Source organism: Nocardia sp. CY41, assembly GCF_009829325.1.
Classification (GTDB): domain Bacteria; phylum Actinomycetota; class Actinomycetes; order Mycobacteriales; family Mycobacteriaceae; genus Nocardia.
The window spans coordinates 24748-44317 of the sequence record NZ_VUOS01000025.1 but is presented as its reverse complement, the minus strand read 5'-3'; the positions used below and the strand labels follow the sequence as shown (position 1 = coordinate 44317).

Genomic DNA, 19570 nt, shown 5'->3' with positions numbered 1-19570 from the left:
GGTCAGCGTACGAGGTGGATCTGGAAGACTGTCGATGTGACCAAGTCGGCCAGTGAAAGCGGTTCCTACGTCGAGCCCGGCGAGTTCAAGAGGGACACGAACTACATCACCACCCGGATCACGGCCGACGGCCGCGACGGCTACCCGGTCGAGCCGGGGCGCTATCGGCTGGTCGCGGCCCGCGCCTGCCCGTGGGCCAACCGGACGCTGATCGTGCGTCGTCTGCTCGGGCTCGAACCGGTGCTCTCACTCGGCCTGTGCGGACCCACGCACGACAAGCTCAGCTGGACCTTCGATCTGGACCCCGGCGGCGTCGACCCGGTGCTCGGCATCCCCCGGCTGCGCGACGCCTACCTGGCCCGATTCCCGGACTACCCGCGGGGCATCACCGTGCCCGCTGTCGTGGACGTGCCCACCGGGCAGGTCGTCACCAACGACTACGCGCAGATCACCCTCGACTTCTCCACCGAATGGACCGAGCATCACCGGCCCGGCGCGCCACAGCTGTACCCCGAGCCGCTGCGCGCGGAGATCGACGAGGTGAACCTCGCGGTGTTCCGCGACGTCAACAACGGCGTGTACCGCTGCGGGTTCGCCGGGGCGCAGGACGCCTACGACACCGCCTACGACCGGCTCTTCCGCCGCTTGGACTGGCTGTCCGAACGCCTTGCCGCGCAACGGTATCTGGTCGGCGACACGATCACCGAGGCCGACGTGCGGCTGTTCACCACGCTGGTCCGGTTCGACGCGGTGTACCACGGCCACTTCAAGTGCAACCGGTCCAAGCTCAGCGAGATGCCGGTGCTGTGGGCGTACGTGCGCGATCTGTACCAGACCCCCGGGTTCGGCGACACCATCGACTTCGGGCAGATCAAGACGCACTACTACGTCGTGCACCGGGACATCAATCCCACCGGGATAGTTCCCAAGGGCCCCGATCTGTCGAACTGGCTGACCCCGCACGGCCGGGAGGCGCTGGGCGGCAGTCCGTTCGGCGACGGAACCCCGCCGCCCCCGCCGCCGCTGGGCGAACGCGTGCCCGCCATCCACACCCCCGAGTAGGGGCGCACCCGTCCGAGTCGAAAGCCGGGCAGCCGCCGGTGGAACCGATGCGGCTGGGTACTTCGTTGTCATGACGAGCTGACGGCAACCGGTGCCATACAGTTCTACCCAGCAGACCGGAAGAGGAGGATGCCGCCGATGCTCAAAGGCGCGTTCGAGAAGACGGTGGTCGAACTGCTCGACACCGGGTCCCGCCTGCAGGCCCCCGCGGTCGCCAAATACGTGGACCGAATCCGCCGCTCCCATCCGGAGGAAAGCCCAGCGCAGATCATCGACCGGCTGGAGAAGCAGTACCTGCTAGCGGTGACCGGCAGCGGCAGCGCGGTGGGCGCGACCGCCGCCCTCCCCGGCGTCGGCACCGTGGCGGCCATCGCGGCGGTGAGCGCGGAGACCACCTTCTTCATGGAGGCCTCCGCCGTGTTCACCCTGGCGGTGGCCTCGGTGCACGGCATCACCCCGGAGGACCAGGAGCAGCGCAGGGCGCTGGTGCTGGCGGTCGTGCTGGGCGAGAGCGGCATGCAGATCGTGCAGAAGAGCGTCGGCAGCTCCGCGAAGAACTGGGGCACGGCTTTCGCCAACCGCATCCCCGGACTGTCCAGCATGAACGACTCGCTGCTGAAACGGTTCATCGTCCGGTTCATCACCAAGCGCGCCGCGCTGATGGCGGGCAAGGTGCTGCCCGCAGGCATCGGCGCCGTGATCGGCGGCGCGGGCAACCGGGCGCTGGGCAAGGCCACGATCACCAACGCGCGCAAGGCATTCGGGCCCCCGCCCGCCACCTGGCCCGGGCACTTGGTCATCGACGCCGATCCGCTCACCGCGATCGACCCGGCGAAGCCGCGCCCGCCGGCCACGCCACAATGAGCGGGACGCGGCCGATCGCGTTCGCGGTCCGTGGCCTGACCAAGCGGTACGAGCTGGCGACCGCGCTGACGGACGTCAGCTTCACCGTCCCCTCGGGCGCCATCGCCGCGCTGGTGGGTCCGCGCGGCGCGGGCAAGACCACGATCCTGCGAGTGCTGCTCGGACTGGTCGCCCCCACCGGCGGAACCGCGTCCGTCGGCGGGTCCGGTTCCCGGCGGGACGGCGCGGGCTCCGCGGCTGTGATCGGCGGCGTTCTCGCGCCACGCGGCCTGCATCCGGCCCACACCGCACGGGATCATCTCTGGATCTACGCCGCCGCGGCGCACGTCGGCGACAGCCGGGTGACCGAGGTGCTCGAACTGGTGGGCCTGGACGAACACGCCTCGGCGAAGATCGACGTTCTATCGATCGGGCAGCAGACCAGGCTGGCCCTGGCCACCGCGTTGCTCGGCGATCCCCCGCTGCTGGTGCTCGATGAGCCGATGGAGGGGCTGGACGCCGCCGAACGCGGCTGGTTGCAGGACTTCCTGCGCAGGCATACCCGTCGCGGCGGCAGCGTCCTGCTGACCAGCGAGAGCCTCGGCGCCGTACTGCCCGCCGCGGACCAGCTGGTCGTGCTGAACGAAGGCGCGGTGGTGTACCAGGGCACGCCGGCGCGGTTGCGCCGCGGGCATCCGGACCGGCTGGTCGTCGCCGCGTCCACCCCCATCGCATTGGCCACCATGCTCGCGGCCCGAGGATTCACCGACGCGGTGATCCGGCCGGACGGTCGCCTCGCCGTCGCCGAGGCGACCGAAGCAGAGATCAGGACGGCGGCCACCGCGGCGCAGGTGCGGATCGACAGCATCGTGCCCGACCCCATCCATCCCGACCGCGTGCTGGCGTCGCTGACCAAACCCACCGCCGCGCCCGCGCCGCACTATCCGGGCCTCGCCGCGCCCGGCGCCCAGCCACCCTCGCCGATGCCCTACGGAATCCCACGATGATCGCCATCCTGCCCGCGGTCCTGGTGCCGAACGTCAACTCCGAGGTGCGCAAGGTCGTCGCGATGCCGCGCGGCCGGGCGCTCGCCGCCGCGCTGCTCGCCGTGGCACTGTTCGCGAGCCTCGTGTCGGCGAGCCTGGCCGGGCCGCCGGATCCGCGCGGCCAGCCGGCCACGGGCGCTGCGACGATCGGGCTCTACGTCGGCCTGGCGCTGGTCGTGCTGGCGGCCGCCGTCTTCGGCGCGGTGGCGACCGGGGCGGAGTACCGGTATCACAGCATGGCCGTGACCACACTGTTCAGCGGCGACCGCGACCGGATCGCGGCCGCGAAATTCCTGGTCATCGGGTGCTGCGCCCTGGCGGCGGCGGTCGCCGTGGAACTGGTGTCGGTCGCCGCGCTGTTCGCTGCCGGGCATGGCGAATTCGCCGTCACCGGGGAGTTCTTCGCGGTGCTCGGCGGCGGGCTGCTCGCCGCGGGCTGCTGGTCGCTGATCGGCGCGAGCGCGGGCATCCTGCTGCGGTCCTCGACCAGGGCGGTGTCGCTGCTGCTGGGCTGGATCGTGCTGGCCGAACCGCTGATCTGGCTGATCGCGCGCGGTCTCGGCATCCCGGGCGTGGTCACCGTGCTGCCCCTTTCCGCCACCGTCGGCACGGTAGCGGTCGGCTCCTATCCCGACAGCGACGTGCTCGCTCCGGCCCCGGCCGCCGTCGTGGTCCTGTTGCTGTGGACCATCGGTCTGGGCGCCGCGAGCTGGTGGAGCCTGCGCACCAGCGACCTGTGATGAAGAGCCGATAGGGAACAACGGCTTGTCGGTCGGTGTCGGTACCGTCGATGACGAACGCGGTACGACAAAGGGGGCGAGCGCACGACGTGGACGGGGGAAGCAGACCGGGCTGGATACGCAGGCTGTGGGCCGAATGCCTACCGCACCGCGCCGTGCTGGCCGGGCTCGCGGCGGCGGTACTCGGCGGGGCGATCGTCGAAACCGCGGGACCGCTGCTGACCAAACGGGCCGTCGACGCGGCGGGGATCGGTGACACGGCGGCGATCACCGCCGTCGCCTGGCTGATCCTCGTCTTGGCCGTCAGCCGGTCCGCGGCCGGATTCGGGCGGCGCTGGCTGGCCGGACGGCTGTCGCTGGACGTACAGCACGCGCTGCGGGTGCACCTGCTCGGCGCATTGCAGCGGCTCGACGGGGTGGGACAGGACACCCTGCGCACCGGGCAGGTCGTGTCCCGATCGATCACCGATCTCCAGTTGGTCCAAGGTCTGCTCGCGATGGTCCCCCTGTCCGGCATGGCGCTGCTGGAGTTCGGGCTCGCCGCCGCGGTCATGATCTGGCTCTCCCCGCCGCTGGCCGCAGTAGCGCTGTTGGTGGTGCCCGCGATCGGCCTGGTGGTCTACCGGATGCGCCCGCGCCTGCACGCGGCGACCTGGTCGGCGCAGCAGCGCGCCGCCGATCTCGCTCAGCACGTCGAGGAGACGGTCACCGGCGTGCGGGTGGTCAAGGGCTTCGGTCAAGAAGCGCGGATGGTCGATCTGCTGGAGCGGCACGGTCGCAAGCTGTTCGCGGAGCGGATGCGCGCCGCGCGGATCGACGCCGGGTTCGCGCCGACCGTCGCGACGATTCCGCAGGTGGGGATGGTCGCGGTGATCGCGCTCGGCGGCCTGCTCGCGCTGCACGGCAGCATCGGCATCGGCACCTTCGTGGCGTTCGCCGCCTATGTCGCCGTGATGACCGGCACCGCGCGGATCCTCTCCTCGGTGATCGTCATGGCCCAGCTGACCAGGGCGGCGGCCGAGCGGGTCTTCCAAGTGATCGACACCGCGCCGGTCATCGCCGACCCCGAGCGGCCCGTGGAGCTGCCGGACGGACCGCTCGGCATCGAGATCGACGCCGTGACGTTCGGTTTCGATCCCGACCGTCCGGTGCTACACGAACTGGACCTGCGCGTACGGCCCGGCGAGACGGTGGCGGTCATCGGCCCGGCGGGTTCGGGCAAGTCCACACTCGCCCTGCTGCTCCCCCGGTTCTACGCGCCGGACGCGGGCAGCATCCGGCTGTTCACCGACGCCCCAGCGCACGCGGGCGCGAGCGACGCGTTCGCGCGCGCGAGTTCCCCCGCCGGGACCAGGTCCGCCGAAACCACCGGCGTCGACATCGCCGACGTGCGCGCCGCCGACCTGCGGGCCGCGATCGGCGTCGTCTTCGACGATCCTTTCCTGTTCTCCGACACCATCGCGGCCAATATCGCACTGGGCCGGCCGGAGGCCACCGACGAGGAGATCAGGCAGGCCGCCGTCCAGGCCGCGGCCGACGAGTTCATCACCGAACTGCCCGACGGCTACGACACGGTGGTCGGCGAGCGCGGCCTCACCCTCTCCGGCGGCCAGCGCCAGCGGATCGCGCTGGCCAGGACGCTGTTGGCCCGCCCGCGCATCCTGGTGCTCGACGACGCCACCTCCGCCGTGGACGCGGTGACCGAGGCCGCGATCTTCGACGCGCTGCCCGACCGCGGCGGCCGGACGACGCTGATCCTCGCGCATCGGGAATCCACGCTGGCCCACGCCGACCGTGTGATCCGGCTGCCCGCGCCGGCCGGGCACCTCACGCCGCCCGAGCCGCACGTGGACGCGACCCCCGCCGCCGACGGGCGAGCGCTCGACAGGTCCGCCGGTCGCCGCTTCGGCAGCGCGGCGGCCGATATCAGCGAGACACCCGAGCTGCGCCGCACCATCGAACTCCTGCCACCCGCCACCGAGCAGCCGGGCATGGACGCGCAGCGGCTGCGCCGGCCGGATCCGCGTTTCCGGCTCGCCCGCCTGCTGCGCCCCGTCCGTCGGCTGGTGCTGACCGTGATGGCGCTGCTCGCCGCGGACGCGGCCATCGCAATCGCCTTCCCGCCGCTGGTGCGCTACGCGATCGACGGCGGCGTGCTCGGCGGCGATGCGGCAGCGCTGGTGCGCGCGACGCTGCTCGGCGCGGTCCTGGCCGCGGCGGGCTGGGCAGTCGGCGCGGCCACCACGCTGCTCACCGCGCGCACCGGGGAACAGGTGCTGTTCGCCCTGCGCGTCCGCAGCTTCGCGCACTTGCAACGACTCGGCCTGGACTACTACGAACGCGAACTGTCCGGGCGGATCATGACGCGGATGACCACCGACGTCGACGCGCTGTCGACCTTCCTGCAGACCGGAGTCGCCACCACCCTCGTCGGCCTGCTGACGCTGGTCGGCATCACGGTCGCGTTGCTGGTCATCGACATCTCCCTGGCGCTCGTCGTGCTGGCGACGGTCCCCGCCCTGCTGATCGCGACGGTGCTGTTCCGGCGGGTCTCCTCCACCGCCTACACCGTGTCGCGCGAGCACGTGTCCGTGGTCAACGCCGACTTCCAGGAGAACGTCACCGGCTTGCGGGCGGTGCAGGCCAACCGGCACGAGCCGCGCGCCGCCCGTCGCTTCGCCGAATACTCGCAGCGCTACCGCAACAGCCGGTTGCGCGCCCAGCGGGCGATCGCGCTGTACTTCGCGTTCGTCGTGGGATGGGCCGACGTGGCGTTGGCGGTGGTGGTGTTCTTCGGCGCGCGCGGCGTCGCCTCCGGCGCGACCAGCGCGGGAACCTTGATCGCTTTCGTGCTGTATCTGGAGCTGCTGTTCGTGCCGATTCTGCAGTTGTCCCAGGTCTTCGACAGCTACCAGCAGGCCAGGGTCGGCCTGCGCCGCATCGGTGACCTGCTGCGCACGCCCTCCTCGATCGCCGCCGATCCGGCCGACCCGGTGCCCATCGGACCGGGGCTGCGCGGCGAGGTGGCGTTCGACAACGTTCGCTTCCACTACGCGGGCAGTCCCGTTCCGGCGCTGGACGGCGTCTCGCTGCACATACCGGCGGGCTCCACCCTCGCCCTGGTCGGGCCGACCGGCGCGGGCAAGTCGACCGTGGTCAAGCTGCTGGCCCGGTTGTACGACCTGCCGCCGGATCCGGGCGATCGCACGCAGCCGGCGCCCGCCGCCGCGGCGAAGAACGGAGCCTCGGTGGTCCCGCAGGTGCCCGGCGCGATCCGGGTGGACGGCGCCGACGTGCGCGACTACCGGCTGGCCGAATACCGAGCCCGGCTGGGCATCGTCCCCCAGGAAGCTCACCTGTTCACCGGGGACGTGGCGAGCAACATTGCATTCGGGAAACCATTCGCGACTCCGGAGGAGATCGCCGCGGCGGCCGCGGCGGTGGGTGCGACGGAGATGATCGCCGCGCTCCCGCTCGGGATGAACCACCCGGTCGGCGAGCGCGGCCGCGGCCTGTCGGCCGGGCAGCGGCAACTGATCGCGCTCGCCCGCGCCGAACTGGTCGCTCCGGACTTGCTGCTACTCGACGAGGCCACCGCGACCCTCGACCCGGACACCGAGGCGTCGGTGCTGGCAGCGAGCCGATCGCTGAGCCGGGACCGCACCACGGTGATCGTCGCGCACCGGCTCGGCACGGCCGCTCGCGCCGACCGGATCGCCGTGGTCGACCACGGGCGGATCGTGGAATTCGGCCCGCACGCCGAACTGCTCGCGGCGGGCGGACCGTATGCCCGGCTATGGGCAGTGGCAGCGGCGTCGGAGGGAATATTCTCGGGTGACGACGGGTCGTCAACAATAGGGTCGGGGGTGTCGGGTGGTCAGTGAATCCGCCGATTTGCTGCTGGGCCTATCCTCAGATAGGGCGCATCGGCGCGCAATCCGCTGATCCCCGTGCCGGGCACGTCACAAACGTCGCAGCGCGAAGAACGAAATGAGGCGAACACCTGCTGTGAGCAGCTCAACTTCCCAGTTCGGACAGAACCAGTGGTTAGTCGACGAGATGTATCAGAAGTTCAAACAGGATCCATCCTCGGTCGACGAGAGCTGGCACGAGTTCCTGGCCGACTACACGCCTGACACGAGCGGCGACACCGGCAACAGCCAGCCCGCGCCCGCGCAGGCCGCCGCTCCCGCACCGGCTCCAGCGGCTGCCAAGCCCGCCGACGCCAAGCGCAACGACGCCACTCCCGCGGCCCCGAAAGCGCCCGCCCCGGCCGCCGCCAAGCCCGCCCCGGCCGCCGCCAAGCCCGCCCCGGCCGCCGCCAAGCCCGCTCCGGCCGCCGCCAAGCCGGCCGCGGTGACCACCCGCGCTCCCCAGACCACCCCGGCGCCTACGTCGAACGCCGCGCCGACCTCCGGCCCGAAGCAGGCCGACACCGCCGCCGACGAGTCCAAGGTGCTGCGCGGCGCCGCCGCCGCGGTGGCGAAGAACATGTCCGCCTCGCTGAGCATCCCCACCGCGACCAGCGTGCGCGCCATCCCGGCCAAGCTGATGATCGACAACCGCTTGGTCATCAACAACCATCTCGCCCGCACCCGGGGCGGCAAGATCTCCTTCACCCACCTGCTCGGCTACGCCATCGTGCAGGCGGTCAAGGCGTTCCCGAACATGAACCGGCACTACGCCGAGATCGACGGCAAGCCGAACGCGGTCACCCCCGCGCACACCAACCTCGGCCTGGCCATCGACCTGCCCGGCAAGGACGGCAGCCGGTCGCTGGTCGTCGCGGCCATCAAAGGCTGCGAGGCGATGACCTTCGGGCAGTTCCACACCGCTTACGAGGACATCGTCCGCCGCGCCCGCGACGGCAAGCTCACCGCCGAGGACTTCTCCGGCGTCACCATCTCGCTGACCAACCCGGGCACCATCGGCACCGTGCACTCGGTGCCGCGCCTGATGAACGGTCAGGGCGCGATCATCGGCGCCGGCGCGATGGAGTACCCCGCCGAGTTCCAGGGCATGAGCGACGAGCGCATCGCCGATCTGGGCGTCGGCAAGCTGATGACGCTCACCTCCACCTATGACCACCGCATCATCCAGGGCGCGGAGTCGGGCGACTTCCTGCGCACCATCCACCAGCTGCTGATCGCCGACGAGTTCTACGACGAGATCTTCCACGGTCTCGGCGTGCCGTACGAGCCGGTCCGCTGGCGCAAGGACGTCCGCGAGCGCGGCGTCGACAAGAGCGCGCGCGTGCTGGAGATGATCGCGGCCTACCGCAACCGCGGCCACCTGATGGCCGATACCGATCCGCTGCGCCTGGTCAAGGACAAGTTCCGCAGCCACCCGGATCTGGACGTCACCCAGCACGGACTGACGCTCTGGGACCTGGACCGCACGTTCAACGTCGCGGGGTTCCACGGCCAGGAGCGGATGAAGCTGCGCGACGTGCTGTCGGTCCTGCGCGACGCCTACTGCCGCCACGTCGGCGTGGAGTACACCCACATCCTGGACGTGGAGCAGCTGCGCTGGATCCAGGATCGGGTCGAGCAGAAGCACGCGAAGCCGACGGTCGCTCAGCAGAAGTACATCCTGAACCGGCTCAACGCGGCCGAAGCGTTCGAGACCTTCCTGCAGACCAAGTACGTCGGGCAGAAGCGCTTCTCGCTGGAGGGCGCCGAGGCCGTCATCCCGATGATGGACGCCGTCATCGACCAGTGCGCCGAGCACAGCCTCGACGAGGTCATCATCGGCATGCCGCACCGCGGCCGGCTCAACGTGCTGGCCAATATCGTGGGCAAGCCCTACTCGAAGATCTTCACCGAGTTCGAGGGCAACATGAACCCGGCCGCCACCCACGGCTCCGGTGACGTGAAGTACCACCTCGGCGCGCAGGGCACCTACTTGCAGATGTTCGGCGACAACGAGATCGAGGTCTCGCTCACCGCCAACCCCTCGCACTTGGAGGCGGTGGACCCGGTCCTCGAGGGCCTGGTCCGCGCCAAGCAGGATCTGCTGGACAAGGGCGACGGCCCGGAGGGCTTCTCCGTCGTGCCGCTCATGCTGCACGGCGACGCCGCGTTCGCGGGTCAGGGCGTGGTCGCCGAGACGCTGAACCTGGGCGGCCTGCGCGGCTACCGGGTCGGCGGCACGATCCACATCGTGGTGAACAACCAGATCGGCTTCACCACCGCTCCGGAGAACAGCCGCTCCACCGAGTACTCGACCGACATCGCGAAGTTCATCGGCGCGCCGATCTTCCATGTCAACGGCGACGACCCGGAGGCGTGCGACTGGGTGGCGCGTCTGGCGGTCGACTTCCGGCAGAAGTTCCGCAAGGACGTCGTCATCGACATGATCTGCTACCGCCGTCGCGGCCACAACGAGGGCGACGACCCGTCGATGACCCAGCCGTACATGTACGACGTCATCGACACCAAGCGTTCGGTCCGCAAGGCGTACACCGAGAGCCTGATCGGCCGTGGCGACATCTCGCTGAAAGAGGCCGAGGACGCCCTGCGCGACTACCAGGGCCAGCTGGAGCGGGTGTTCAACGAGGTCCGTGAGCTGGAGAAGTACTCGCCGGGGCCGAGCGAATCGGTCGAGGGCGACCAGCCGGTGCCCGCGTCCGTCGTGACGGCCGTGGACAAGTCCATCCTGCAGCGCATCGGCGACGCGTTCCTCAACGTGCCCGACGGCTTCAACGTGCACCCGCGCGTCAAGCCGGTGCTGGAGAAGCGCCGCGAGATGGCCTACGAGGGCAAGGTCGACTGGGCCTTCGCCGAGTTGCTCGCGTTCGGCACGCTGATCGACGAGGGCCGCGCGGTGCGCCTGACCGGTCAGGACTCCCGCCGCGGCACCTTCACCCAGCGGCATGCGGTGATCATCGACCGCAAGACCGCCGACGAGTACACCCCGCTGCACAACATCGGCAGTGAGAACCCGGGCTGGTTCGCGGTGCACGACTCGGCGCTGAGCGAGTTCGCCGCCGTCGGCTTCGAATACGGCTACTCGCTGGGCAACCCCAACGCGCTGGTGTTGTGGGAGGCGCAGTTCGGTGACTTCGTCAACGGCGCGCAGTCGATCATCGACGAGTTCATCTCCTCCGGTGAGGCCAAGTGGGGCCAGCTCTCCGACGTCGTGCTGCTGCTGCCGCACGGCCACGAGGGCCAGGGCCCGGACCACACCTCCGGCCGCATCGAGCGCTTCCTCCAGCTGTGCGCGGAGGGCTCGATGACCGTCGCGGTGCCGTCCACCCCGGCAAACTACTTCCACCTGCTGCGCCGCCACGCGCTCGACGGCATCCGCCGTCCGCTGATCGTCTTCACCCCGAAGTCGATGCTGCGCAACAAGGCCGTGGTCTCGGATCTGAAGGACTTCACCGAGAGCAAGTTCCGCTCCGTCTTCGACGAACCCGCCTACGAGCAGGGCATCGGCGATCGCGGCAAGGTCAAGCGCGTCCTGCTGACCAGCGGCAAGCTCTACTACGAGCTGGCCGCCGAAAAGGCCAAGCAGAAGCGCGAAGACGTGGCCATCGTGCGGATCGAGCAGCTCTACCCGCTGCCCGTCCGCCGCCTGAACGAGGCCCTGGAGGGCTACCCCAACGCCACCGATCTGGCGTGGGTCCAGGAGGAACCGGCCAACCAGGGCGCCTGGCCCTTCTTCGGCCTCAACCTCCCCGAAACCCTCCCCGCCCGCTTCGCCAACACGAAGCTGCGCCGCATCTCCCGCCGAGCCATGTCGGCCCCGTCCTCGGGGTCCAGCAAGGTGCACGCGGTGGAACAGGCGGAGATCATCGCGGAGTCGTTCGAACCGACGAGCTAGTTTCCTGCTGTGACGCCGGCCCGGATCGCTCATTCCTTTGAGCGATCCGGGCCGGTTTCGTATCTGCGGGATTGAGTTCTAGGACGTTCGAACAAGGTTTCAGGGCCGCGGGACACGTCGTTGGCTCTCCCGATCGCTGCTCACGCCTCGCACAAGCTCAGACCTTGACGATCTCGATCTCCGGTCCACACAGCAAGGTCATGTCCTCGGGGTCCGACGTCACCACCGTCGCCAGCCCACGAACCGAGCGGGCCGACGCAGCCAGAACGGCGTCGATCGCGTATTTGTGCCCACCAAGGCCATGCTCGCGCAACAGCGCAGCGGCCTGCGCGGCCAACTCTCGCGTCACGGCGTGAACATCGATCTGTGACAACGTCCATGCGATGCGGGCAGCATGCACCTTGCTGTAGTCGGCTTCCACCGTCGTCATAGCCGTGGTGGCCACTCGTACGCCGTCCTCTTTCGCAGCCTGCACCCACGCGAGCATGCGGCGATCCTTCCGATACAGCATGGACAGCCCCTCGCTGTCGAGGAACAGCACATCCGGCATCAGGCGGCCGATCCGCGCGAACCCCGACGCCGCCGCTCGAAGCCCAACTCCACCCGCGCCTGATCGATCTCCGCACGAGTCAACGGCTCGTCGTCCTTCTCGAAGTCGGCCACCAACTCCCCCAGTTTGTCCATCGCGACACGCTGCTCCAACGCTTCGGCGACATAGGCGGAGAAGCCGCCGGGACCGACATGGGCTCGGGCCTGCTCAGCGAGCTCCTCCGGGAGGCTGATCGAGTACTTCTTACTACCACCCATACCCTACATGCTACCAGTGGTAGCAACGATGTGACAGAGCGACACCATTCCCGCCGTCGTCGATGAGCAGCGCAGATTCGCAAATACCCCAAGGTGAAGCGGCTTTCCGCAGACGAGGGCGGTCGCGATCCGAAGCCGCCGGTCCGAGCAGCATCTCGAGCAACGGTCGCAACCGCGGTCTTCGAAGCAGGTGATCGCCCGGTGGCGTTCGGCCTGTCAGGCGCGGTCGTGGAGAGTGATCTGGTAGCTGTCGGGGTCGGCGAAGGTGAATGTCCGGCCGAAGGGGCCGTCGATCGGCGCGGAGACGATGGTGTGACCGTCGGCGACGAGAGCATCGTGAATGGCCTGGACGTCTGTGGCGTGGAGCCAGATCGCGGCGCCGATGCCGGGCTGAGCGGCGGATGCGAGATCAGTGCCGGGAACGACGGCACGGAGCGCGAACGCGATCGGCTTCGTCTCGAAGACGACGGCGTGCGGAGGTCCGGTCTGCGAGCGGACGAGGCCGAGGTACTGCTCGTAGAACGCCTGCGAGGCGTCGAGGTCGCGCGCTTGCAGCGAGATGAAGTCGGGGCCGGTGGCGGGCATGACGATACTCCTTCCTTACGTGTCAGTTTTCTGACACAGATCAAGCTATGTCAGGATACTGACATGAGTCAAGACGGTGTCGGCGTCGACCTCGAGACGTCACTGGGCTACCTGCTGAAAGAGGCGTCGAGCGCCCTCCGCGCAGCCATGGAGGAGGTGCTGCGGCCGCTCGGGATGAGCGTGACGCACTACTCCTGCCTCGAACTGCTGGCGCAACGACCGGGCTTGTCGAACTCCGAACTCGCGCGCGGCGCGTTCGTGACTCGGCAGACGATGAACGTGCTGCTCCAGACCCTGGAACGCGAGGGCTACGTGACCAGGCCCGCGGAGGCACCTGTGGGCAAGGTTCTTCCCACGCGGCTGACGCCTCGCGGACGACGGAGTCTCCAGAAGGCGACCGTAGCGGTCCGGTCCGTCGAGGTCAGAATGCTGGCCGGCCTGACCGAAACCGAGCAGGCAGACGCGTTCCGGATACTGCGGAGCATGATCCATTCGCTGCGCGATGACAACGACGGCGCATAGCTTGTTCCCGGCGCACGGCTCGTCGCGCTCGGATAGGAGCGCAGCCGAGTGTGAAATCCATTCGGACGTACCCGACTACCCCCTCTTCTGCGATGAACCGGTACAGCACTGCGGCATTGTGCGCTGATCTCGATCTCCGCACGGCCAGGTCGAAGCTCAACCCATCCGCCGCAATGGTTCGCGCCCACTCTGGCATGACTACCATCGGACGCGATGCACGTCGACTTGATGCTCGATTCTCTTGATGGCGTGTCCGTAGGGGATGCGCTGGGTGCGGAGTTCCCCATCATGGGCCGGTCATTTCCGGATCTCCGCCCAGGCAAACTCCCTACGCGACAGTAGGGGTGGACCGACGACACCGAAATGGCCTGCACGGTAATTGCTCATCTCTCCAGTCACGGTGGGATCGACCAGGATCGACTTGCCGCCGCCTTCGCGCGACGGTTCGACCCGCGACGCGACTACGGCTTCCTGGCGGTCGACACCTTGCGTCGAATCCGCAACGGCGTGCACTGGCGGGAGGCAGCGGGAGCCGCGTTCGATCGCCAGGGATCCTGTGGCAACGGTGCGGCTATGCGTGTTGCCCCACTGGGCGCCTTCTACGCCGACGATCCGGAGAAGATCACCGCCGAAGCGGCGCGATCGGCGCAGGTGACACATCTGCATCCCGAAGGTGTCCTCGGCGCGGTCGCGAGGGCACTCGCGGCCGGTCAGGCCGCTCGTGCCCGTCTGCTCGGGAGTCGGCCGACACCAGAGGAATTCCTCACCACCGTCCTCGACCGCCTCGACGACGGTGAGACCAGCCGACTGATCCGCCGTGCTCGTACCCTGCTCGGCGCCTCGGCTGAGGAGGTGGCGCAGGAACTCGGCAACGGGTCGTTGGTCACCGCACAGAACACGGTCCCGTTCACGATGTGGGTCGCGGCAACGCATTTGGCCGATTACCCGGCCGCAATCGCCACCTGTATCGCGGCGGATGGAGATATCGACACCACGAGCGCCATCGTCGGCGGGATCGTCGCCGCCTACACGGGCATCGGTACCCGCCCCGATCCGATCGCCGGGGTGCCGCAGGCCTGGCTTGCCGCCCGAGAACCGTTGCCCGGCTGGTTCAACCCGCCCCTTCGAACACGACGCAAGAAATCCGCGTTCCCTCGCGTTCGAAAATGGCTGTCCGGCGCGTCGTGATTACGCCAGTCGTACCTGCCGGGGGCCGCATACGGCCACCCAAACGTGGCTGTGCAGGTCCCCGGCGCCGATCGACGAATTCTCGCCGTATATCGTTCGCGTCCACAAGATCACGCCAGACGACGTCGCCGGTCAGCCCGGCCTCGCACAGCGACTGCCCGACGTGCTCGCCGCGATCGGCGACCTGCCGGTGGCTGCGCACAATGCCGCATTCGACATGGACAACGTCACCAGGGCATGCTCGTTCAGCGGTGCTGGCCTGCCGGACTGGCTGTATGGATGCACCTACACCTGGTCGAGACGGCAATTGCTGCCGGCAAACTACCTGCCGTTATGCCGGGTATCCGGATGCGCGAATTCGCAGCCACGCGCTCGCGCAGGACCGGCCGCAGCAGTGCCGAAAGTTCACGACTTCAGTCCCCACTGAACCATAGATACCCATTCCAGCGGATTGCAGTTTCGGCGGCATCGCGCAATACCGCGAACATCTCCGCTTCTTGTTCGTTGTTCGGTAGGTCATTTGCTATCTCACCTAGCAGCATGGCCAGCTGAGTTGTGTTGAACATCGTGTCCGCGTGCGCGTGAAGACCCCGGAGTATCGAGCCTGCTGGAGCATTCTCTCGATACTTGACAAGCGTATCTCCCGCGTCTCCATATACCAGGCCGATCCGTTCGTGGATCTGATTTTGAATAATGATGTCGATTCCCAATTCAACTCCCATCGGTCGCGGCCCGCCGCATGCGCCTATGTCGTCAGCACTTCGGTGTGAACGGAGTGCACAACGGCAAAAGGTTCATGCGGCCTGGGGTTTCCGTGACCGGCGGCGGTGGCGGAACTGCCTCGGTGGTGGGCACGGGAGCTGGGGACGGTTGCACAGCGCCGCCCGTGGGCGTCGAGCAGGAGGCCGCGAGGATCCAGATCACCCCGATGACGAGCACGATCAGTGCCACCGCGGCGATCTGTTGTGAGCGGTGGCCGCGTGGCTTCGACTTCTCGGAATTGCGGCCGGGGATACGTGCGGACAGTGCGGTGATCTGGTCGCGAACCGCTGTCCGTGGACGCTCTAGCACCGCTGTCGGTGCGGGGCGGCGCAGTGGCTGCGGTTCGGGGGTGGGTGTGGACCACGCTGCGGGCCGGCTCGGCTGAGGTTCCGGGGCCGGGCGTGGGCGCGGCGGGCGGGACCGGCTCGGCTGAGGTTCGGGAGCCGGGCGTGGGCGCGGCGGGCGGGACCGGCCCGGCTGAGGTTCCAGGGCCGGGCGGGCGGGGGCGGGCTCGATCCACGACGACCAACTGTCCGTGAACGACGACGGTGCGGGGGCCGATTGCGCCGCCGGATCGAAATCCTCTTCGGCGGGCGGGAGTTCAGGTTCAGTTCGTTCCGGTGAAGTGGACTCAGCTGCGGCGGGGGGTATCGATGCCACGTACCCGGTCGCGAAGCGTTCCGGCACAGAGGAATTCGACTCGGCGTCTTCCTGTGCGAACCTCGCCGCGAGGCGGCCTTCGAAGCGAGGCGGCTCCGGATGATGATCTTCTGGCACATCGGGCTCGGCGTCCGCGCGAGCGAATGCCGAACCCGACCGCATCGGCGGAACAGACTCCGAACCCGCGCGCTCCCCGGTCTCAGCGTCCGCGGCGTCGGTCCGCTCCGGCGCGGACAGCGTGACACGCCGATCTTCCTCCGAGTCCTGGTGGTCGACATCGTCAGGCTTTCCAGCGGCTGGTGTCGATGCGGTGACCCGCGCTGCATCCAGAACGGCGTCCGACGGCTCGGGCACGGCACCCACCGGTGATGCGTCCGTATCAGCGGACCCGTCGACCGCTCCGGCGGACGTCCTGCCCTCGAGCTCAGGAGTCTTCCGCGTGACGCTCTCCAGCGCCGCCAGCGTCCCGGCCCGCAACTTCTGCTCCGGCGGGAAACCGTCCGCCGCCAAGTCGTCGACGGTGACCTGATCGCCCAGGTTCAAATCGGTGAGCAGGGCGTGCGTGCGTTCGGCGGTCCAGATGAGCTTGCGGCTCGCGGTGCGGTGGAACCAGGCGCGCAGGTCGGCCTGCCCGGCTCCCAGCACCACTGCGCAACCGCGCCTGCGCGACTCGATGTTCAGCGTGAGATTCGAGTCCTTGGGCGGCACCACGACGATCAGGCCGTCGACGAAGGCTTCCGCGTTGTGCTTGCGCACCAGCGCCTTCAAGTTGAAGACGTTGTTCGTCACCTGGTCGAACGGGCTGCTGTCGTGGTCGCGCACGTGGATCGGGTCGCCCGCGTAGCCGGACAGCCGCCAGCGGCCGTTGGCCTGCACCGACAGGACACCGCTCGTCGCCTCCGGGACAGTGCCCTTGACCTCGACCACGACCGCGGCCCTGGGGGTGATCACCACCAGATCGGCTTCTTGCGTCTCGTCCTTGCGCTCGCGGTCGGGTAGGTAACACCCCGAGATCGCGAGTCCTACAATGACGTACTGGCCGGTCCAGGCGCGCATCCAGTCGAGCACGCGCTGTTCGGATCGCGGCGCCGTCGTTCGTTCATTGATGACCAACATCGGCGGCCTCCATCGCCGTCCCACACCATCGACCACACAACGGTATGCGCCGGGATTTCCGACACAAAATCGAAAGGCACTGGAACAGCGCGGTATTGGCAGCACAAGGGCATACGAAGTGCGGCGTGTGGGCAGCGCCACACTCGGGTGCATCAGACCCCGACCGCTTCTTCGATCTCTTCCTCGGCCGCATGTTCCGGGACGCGGACCGTCTCGGTGCGCGCGGCCGTGCGCAGCCTGCGCTCGTAGCCGCCCGCCACCAGGACCAGTCCCGCACCGGCCGCCAGCCACAGCACCAAGCTCAACACCCGGTTGCCGAATCCCGCACCGCCGTCGAAGTACAACAGGGTGCGCGCGCCCTCGACGAAACCCGCTCCGTTCCAGAACGAATGCAGCGCGCCGAAGAAATCGTTCTGCAGCCACGGCCCGTACACGCCGCCCGATGTCGTGAAGTTGAGCATCACGAACAGCACCATCATCGTCAGCGTGGTCCAGCGCCGCAAGAAGGTGTGCAGCCCGATGCCCACCGCGAGAATTCCGGCCGAATACAGCCACGACATCGCCCAGACGGCGGCGTAGTCGTGGTCGACCACATGGAATACCGGCCCCGCCACGCCGAGTCCGATAACGCTCACCGCCAGCGACGTGACCAGGCCCAGCAGTGCGCGCACGCCCATGCTCAGTCCCGCCCCGGCCGCGCCGATCGCCGCGACGCTGCCGTAGGAGCCGATACTCAAGGCCACCAACAGGAAGAACAGGCCCTGCGCGGTCGGATCACCGGTGCTCGGCGGAGCGATATCGGTGACCTCGACCGGTGCGCCCTGCTGGGCGGCGATCCGGTCGAAGACGGCCTCGGCCGCCATCGCTGTGGTGTCGGAACCAGCCTTGGCGACCAGCGCTTCGTGCGATTCCGGCACATAGGCGCCGGCCAGTGTCCGCTCGCGCAACTGCCGCACCGCCTCCTCCCGGCCGGGCAGGGTGACAACCTCCAGCGCGTCTCCGGCCCGGTCCTTCAGCGTCTGAGCCAGCACCTTGACCTGCGGTGCGTCACCCACGATTGCCACCTTCAGGTGGTTCGGCTCGGGCTGGTGGAACGCGCCCAGATACGCCAGTGCCATGCCGAGGCACATCAGCAGTGGGGTGAGCAGATGCGCGGCGACATGCCGTAGTTGGTGCACGAGACGACTCCCAAAAGGTTGGTAAATACAACTATCTTCGTTGTACTATACAACCATGCGGCAATCTCCAGCATTCCCCACTCGCTCGATCGCGATCCACACCATTCAGCGCGAGCTCACCGCATTCGCCCGCCGAGCCCGTGGCCGAGCCGCCGAACTGCATCCGGAACTGCCGCTGGTCGCGTCGAGCATCCTGGACCTGGTCATCGAACGCGACGGCTGCCTGGCCACCGAACTGGCCGAACACTTCCTGCTGGACAAATCCACGGTGAGCAGGCAGGTCGCGGCGCTGGAACGGCTCGGATATCTCACCCGGGAGGTCGATCCGGCCAATCGCCGCAACCACATCCTGCGCGCCACCCCCGCCGGGCGGCGCATGGCACGGGAGGCCGAGCTGCGCCGCCGGGAGGCGTTCGCCGAACGGTTCCGCGACTGGGACGACGAAGACCTCGCCGAACTCGCCGGGCACCTGGTCCGCTACAACGCGGCGGACGGCTGATCGGCACACGGCCGGCGCGGCGGACGCGAGCGAGCCCGCTCAACCTCGCAGCGCCGCAGCCAGATCCGGGTCCACCGAGAACGCTATGGCGATCAACGATTCGACCAGCAGGTCGATCAGCTCGTCACGGGAGATGGGTTCGGAGCGCAGCCACGTGAGCGTGGATTCCTCGACGAACGCGATCCACCCGCGCATCGCGAGCATGAGGCGGGGGTGGCCGGACTCGGCGATCGGCACCGGGGTCTCGGCGAGGATGATGCCGATGATGGCGTCGCGGGTCTGATCGACCAGCGGGGCCAGCTCGGGGCTCACGCTGGTGGGGCCGCGCAGGAGCGCGAGGTAGGACGTGCGATTCTCGGTGACGTACTCGATGTAGCGCTCGATGGAGTCGCGCAGCATCTCGAACATGCCGAGGCTGCGGTCCGGGGTGACGCGCTCGAGCAGTTCGGCGTTGGCGTGGTGCACGATCGCGAGCTGGAAGTCCTGCTTGGTCGGGAAGTAGTGGAACAACAGGCCGCGCGAGATGCCGGCCTGGGCGGCGATCTCGCTGACGGAGATGTCCTCGATGGAGCGCTCGCCCAGCATCTTCGCGCCCAAGGTGATCAGTTGCTCGCGGCGCTCGTCCGGGCTCAGCCGCGTGCGCTTGGGGGCGTCTGTCTGGGTTCTGGTCACCCGCCAATCCTACTGAACGCCAGTCAATACACTGTTGACTAGCGCTCAATAGGGCCGTAGGCTCGG

At 68.6% G+C, this 19570-nt stretch carries 15 protein-coding genes and 1 pseudogene; 9 read left to right on the top strand and 7 right to left on the bottom strand.

Going from position 1 to position 19570, the window contains the following annotated elements; translation table 11 throughout:
• Window positions 1–36 precede the first annotated feature (36 nt).
• The 6 genes from GVY64_RS26875 to GVY64_RS26850 all read left to right on the top strand — a co-directional run bounded on the left by GVY64_RS26875 (window position 37) and on the right by GVY64_RS26850 (window position 11515).
• Complete coding sequence (locus GVY64_RS26875; protein ID WP_159847135.1) at window positions 37–1062, top strand: glutathione S-transferase family protein; 1026 nt, start codon at window positions 37–39, stop codon at window positions 1060–1062.
• A 138-nt stretch (window positions 1063–1200) separates the two neighbouring features.
• Window positions 1201–1926, top strand: a complete 726-nt coding sequence (locus GVY64_RS26870) for a hypothetical protein (RefSeq protein ID WP_159847132.1) — start codon at window positions 1201–1203, stop codon at window positions 1924–1926.
• Window positions 1923–2912 carry an ABC transporter ATP-binding protein gene (locus tag GVY64_RS26865; RefSeq protein WP_159847129.1) on the top strand — a complete coding sequence of 330 codons (990 nt, stop codon included), beginning with the start codon at window positions 1923–1925 and terminating at the stop codon, window positions 2910–2912. Before GVY64_RS26870 ends, GVY64_RS26865 begins: the two co-directional genes overlap by 4 nt.
• Window positions 2909–3691: an ABC transporter permease gene (locus GVY64_RS26860; RefSeq protein ID WP_159847126.1), complete on the top strand. Its 783-nt coding sequence runs from the start codon at window positions 2909–2911 to the stop codon at window positions 3689–3691. The genes GVY64_RS26865 and GVY64_RS26860 overlap by 4 nt, the downstream gene beginning before the upstream one ends.
• Window positions 3692–3741: 50 nt before the next feature.
• Window positions 3742–7575 (top strand): ABC transporter ATP-binding protein, encoded by a 3834-nt coding sequence (locus GVY64_RS26855; RefSeq protein ID WP_159847124.1) that lies wholly within the window; start codon window positions 3742–3744, stop codon window positions 7573–7575.
• Between the two features lie 106 nt (window positions 7576–7681).
• Window positions 7682–11515: a multifunctional oxoglutarate decarboxylase/oxoglutarate dehydrogenase thiamine pyrophosphate-binding subunit/dihydrolipoyllysine-residue succinyltransferase subunit gene (locus tag GVY64_RS26850; protein WP_159847121.1), complete on the top strand. Its 3834-nt coding sequence runs from the start codon at window positions 7682–7684 to the stop codon at window positions 11513–11515.
• Between the two features lie 157 nt (window positions 11516–11672).
• Here the strand turns inward: GVY64_RS26850 and GVY64_RS26845 are convergent, their stop codons facing one another.
• The 3 genes from GVY64_RS26845 to GVY64_RS26835 form a co-directional block, all read right to left on the bottom strand.
• Complete coding sequence (locus tag GVY64_RS26845) at window positions 11673–12065, bottom strand: DNA-binding protein (RefSeq protein WP_159847118.1); 393 nt, start codon at window positions 12063–12065, stop codon at window positions 11673–11675.
• Window positions 12065–12322, bottom strand: a complete 258-nt coding sequence (locus tag GVY64_RS26840) for a hypothetical protein (RefSeq protein ID WP_159847115.1) — start codon at window positions 12320–12322, stop codon at window positions 12065–12067. Before GVY64_RS26840 ends, GVY64_RS26845 begins: the two co-directional genes overlap by 1 nt.
• 216 nt (window positions 12323–12538) lie before the next feature.
• The gene (locus tag GVY64_RS26835) at window positions 12539–12907 is read right to left on the bottom strand and encodes a VOC family protein (RefSeq protein ID WP_159847112.1); all 369 of its coding nucleotides are present in this window, start codon (window positions 12905–12907) and stop codon (window positions 12539–12541) included.
• A gap of 63 nt (window positions 12908–12970) precedes the next feature.
• Between GVY64_RS26835 and GVY64_RS26830 the strand changes: the two genes are divergently transcribed.
• On the top strand, window positions 12971–13429 hold the full coding sequence (locus GVY64_RS26830; RefSeq protein ID WP_159847109.1) for a MarR family winged helix-turn-helix transcriptional regulator: 459 nt from the start codon (window positions 12971–12973) through the stop codon (window positions 13427–13429).
• Between the two features lie 357 nt (window positions 13430–13786).
• A pseudogene (locus tag GVY64_RS26825) lies at window positions 13787–14617 on the top strand (ADP-ribosylglycohydrolase family protein); the annotation flags it as partial.
• Between the two features lie 413 nt (window positions 14618–15030).
• Here the strand turns inward: GVY64_RS26825 and GVY64_RS26820 are convergent.
• From GVY64_RS26820 to GVY64_RS26810, 3 genes are all read right to left on the bottom strand, one after another.
• On the bottom strand, window positions 15031–15327 hold the full coding sequence (locus GVY64_RS26820; protein ID WP_159847106.1) for a hypothetical protein: 297 nt from the start codon (window positions 15325–15327) through the stop codon (window positions 15031–15033).
• A gap of 43 nt (window positions 15328–15370) precedes the next feature.
• Complete coding sequence (locus GVY64_RS26815; protein WP_159847103.1) at window positions 15371–17155, bottom strand: NERD domain-containing protein; 1785 nt, start codon at window positions 17153–17155, stop codon at window positions 15371–15373.
• A 152-nt stretch (window positions 17156–17307) separates the two neighbouring features.
• Window positions 17308–18333 carry a hypothetical protein gene (locus tag GVY64_RS26810; protein ID WP_201298167.1) on the bottom strand — a complete coding sequence of 342 codons (1026 nt, stop codon included), beginning with the start codon at window positions 18331–18333 and terminating at the stop codon, window positions 17308–17310.
• A gap of 55 nt (window positions 18334–18388) precedes the next feature.
• Between GVY64_RS26810 and GVY64_RS26805 the strand changes: the two genes are divergently transcribed.
• The gene (locus GVY64_RS26805; protein WP_159847100.1) at window positions 18389–18832 is read left to right on the top strand and encodes a MarR family winged helix-turn-helix transcriptional regulator; all 444 of its coding nucleotides are present in this window, start codon (window positions 18389–18391) and stop codon (window positions 18830–18832) included.
• A 39-nt stretch (window positions 18833–18871) separates the two neighbouring features.
• Here the strand turns inward: GVY64_RS26805 and GVY64_RS26800 are convergent, their stop codons facing one another.
• Window positions 18872–19504 carry a TetR/AcrR family transcriptional regulator gene (locus GVY64_RS26800; RefSeq protein WP_159847097.1) on the bottom strand — a complete coding sequence of 211 codons (633 nt, stop codon included), beginning with the start codon at window positions 19502–19504 and terminating at the stop codon, window positions 18872–18874.
• Between the last annotated feature and the right edge of the window lie 66 nt (window positions 19505–19570).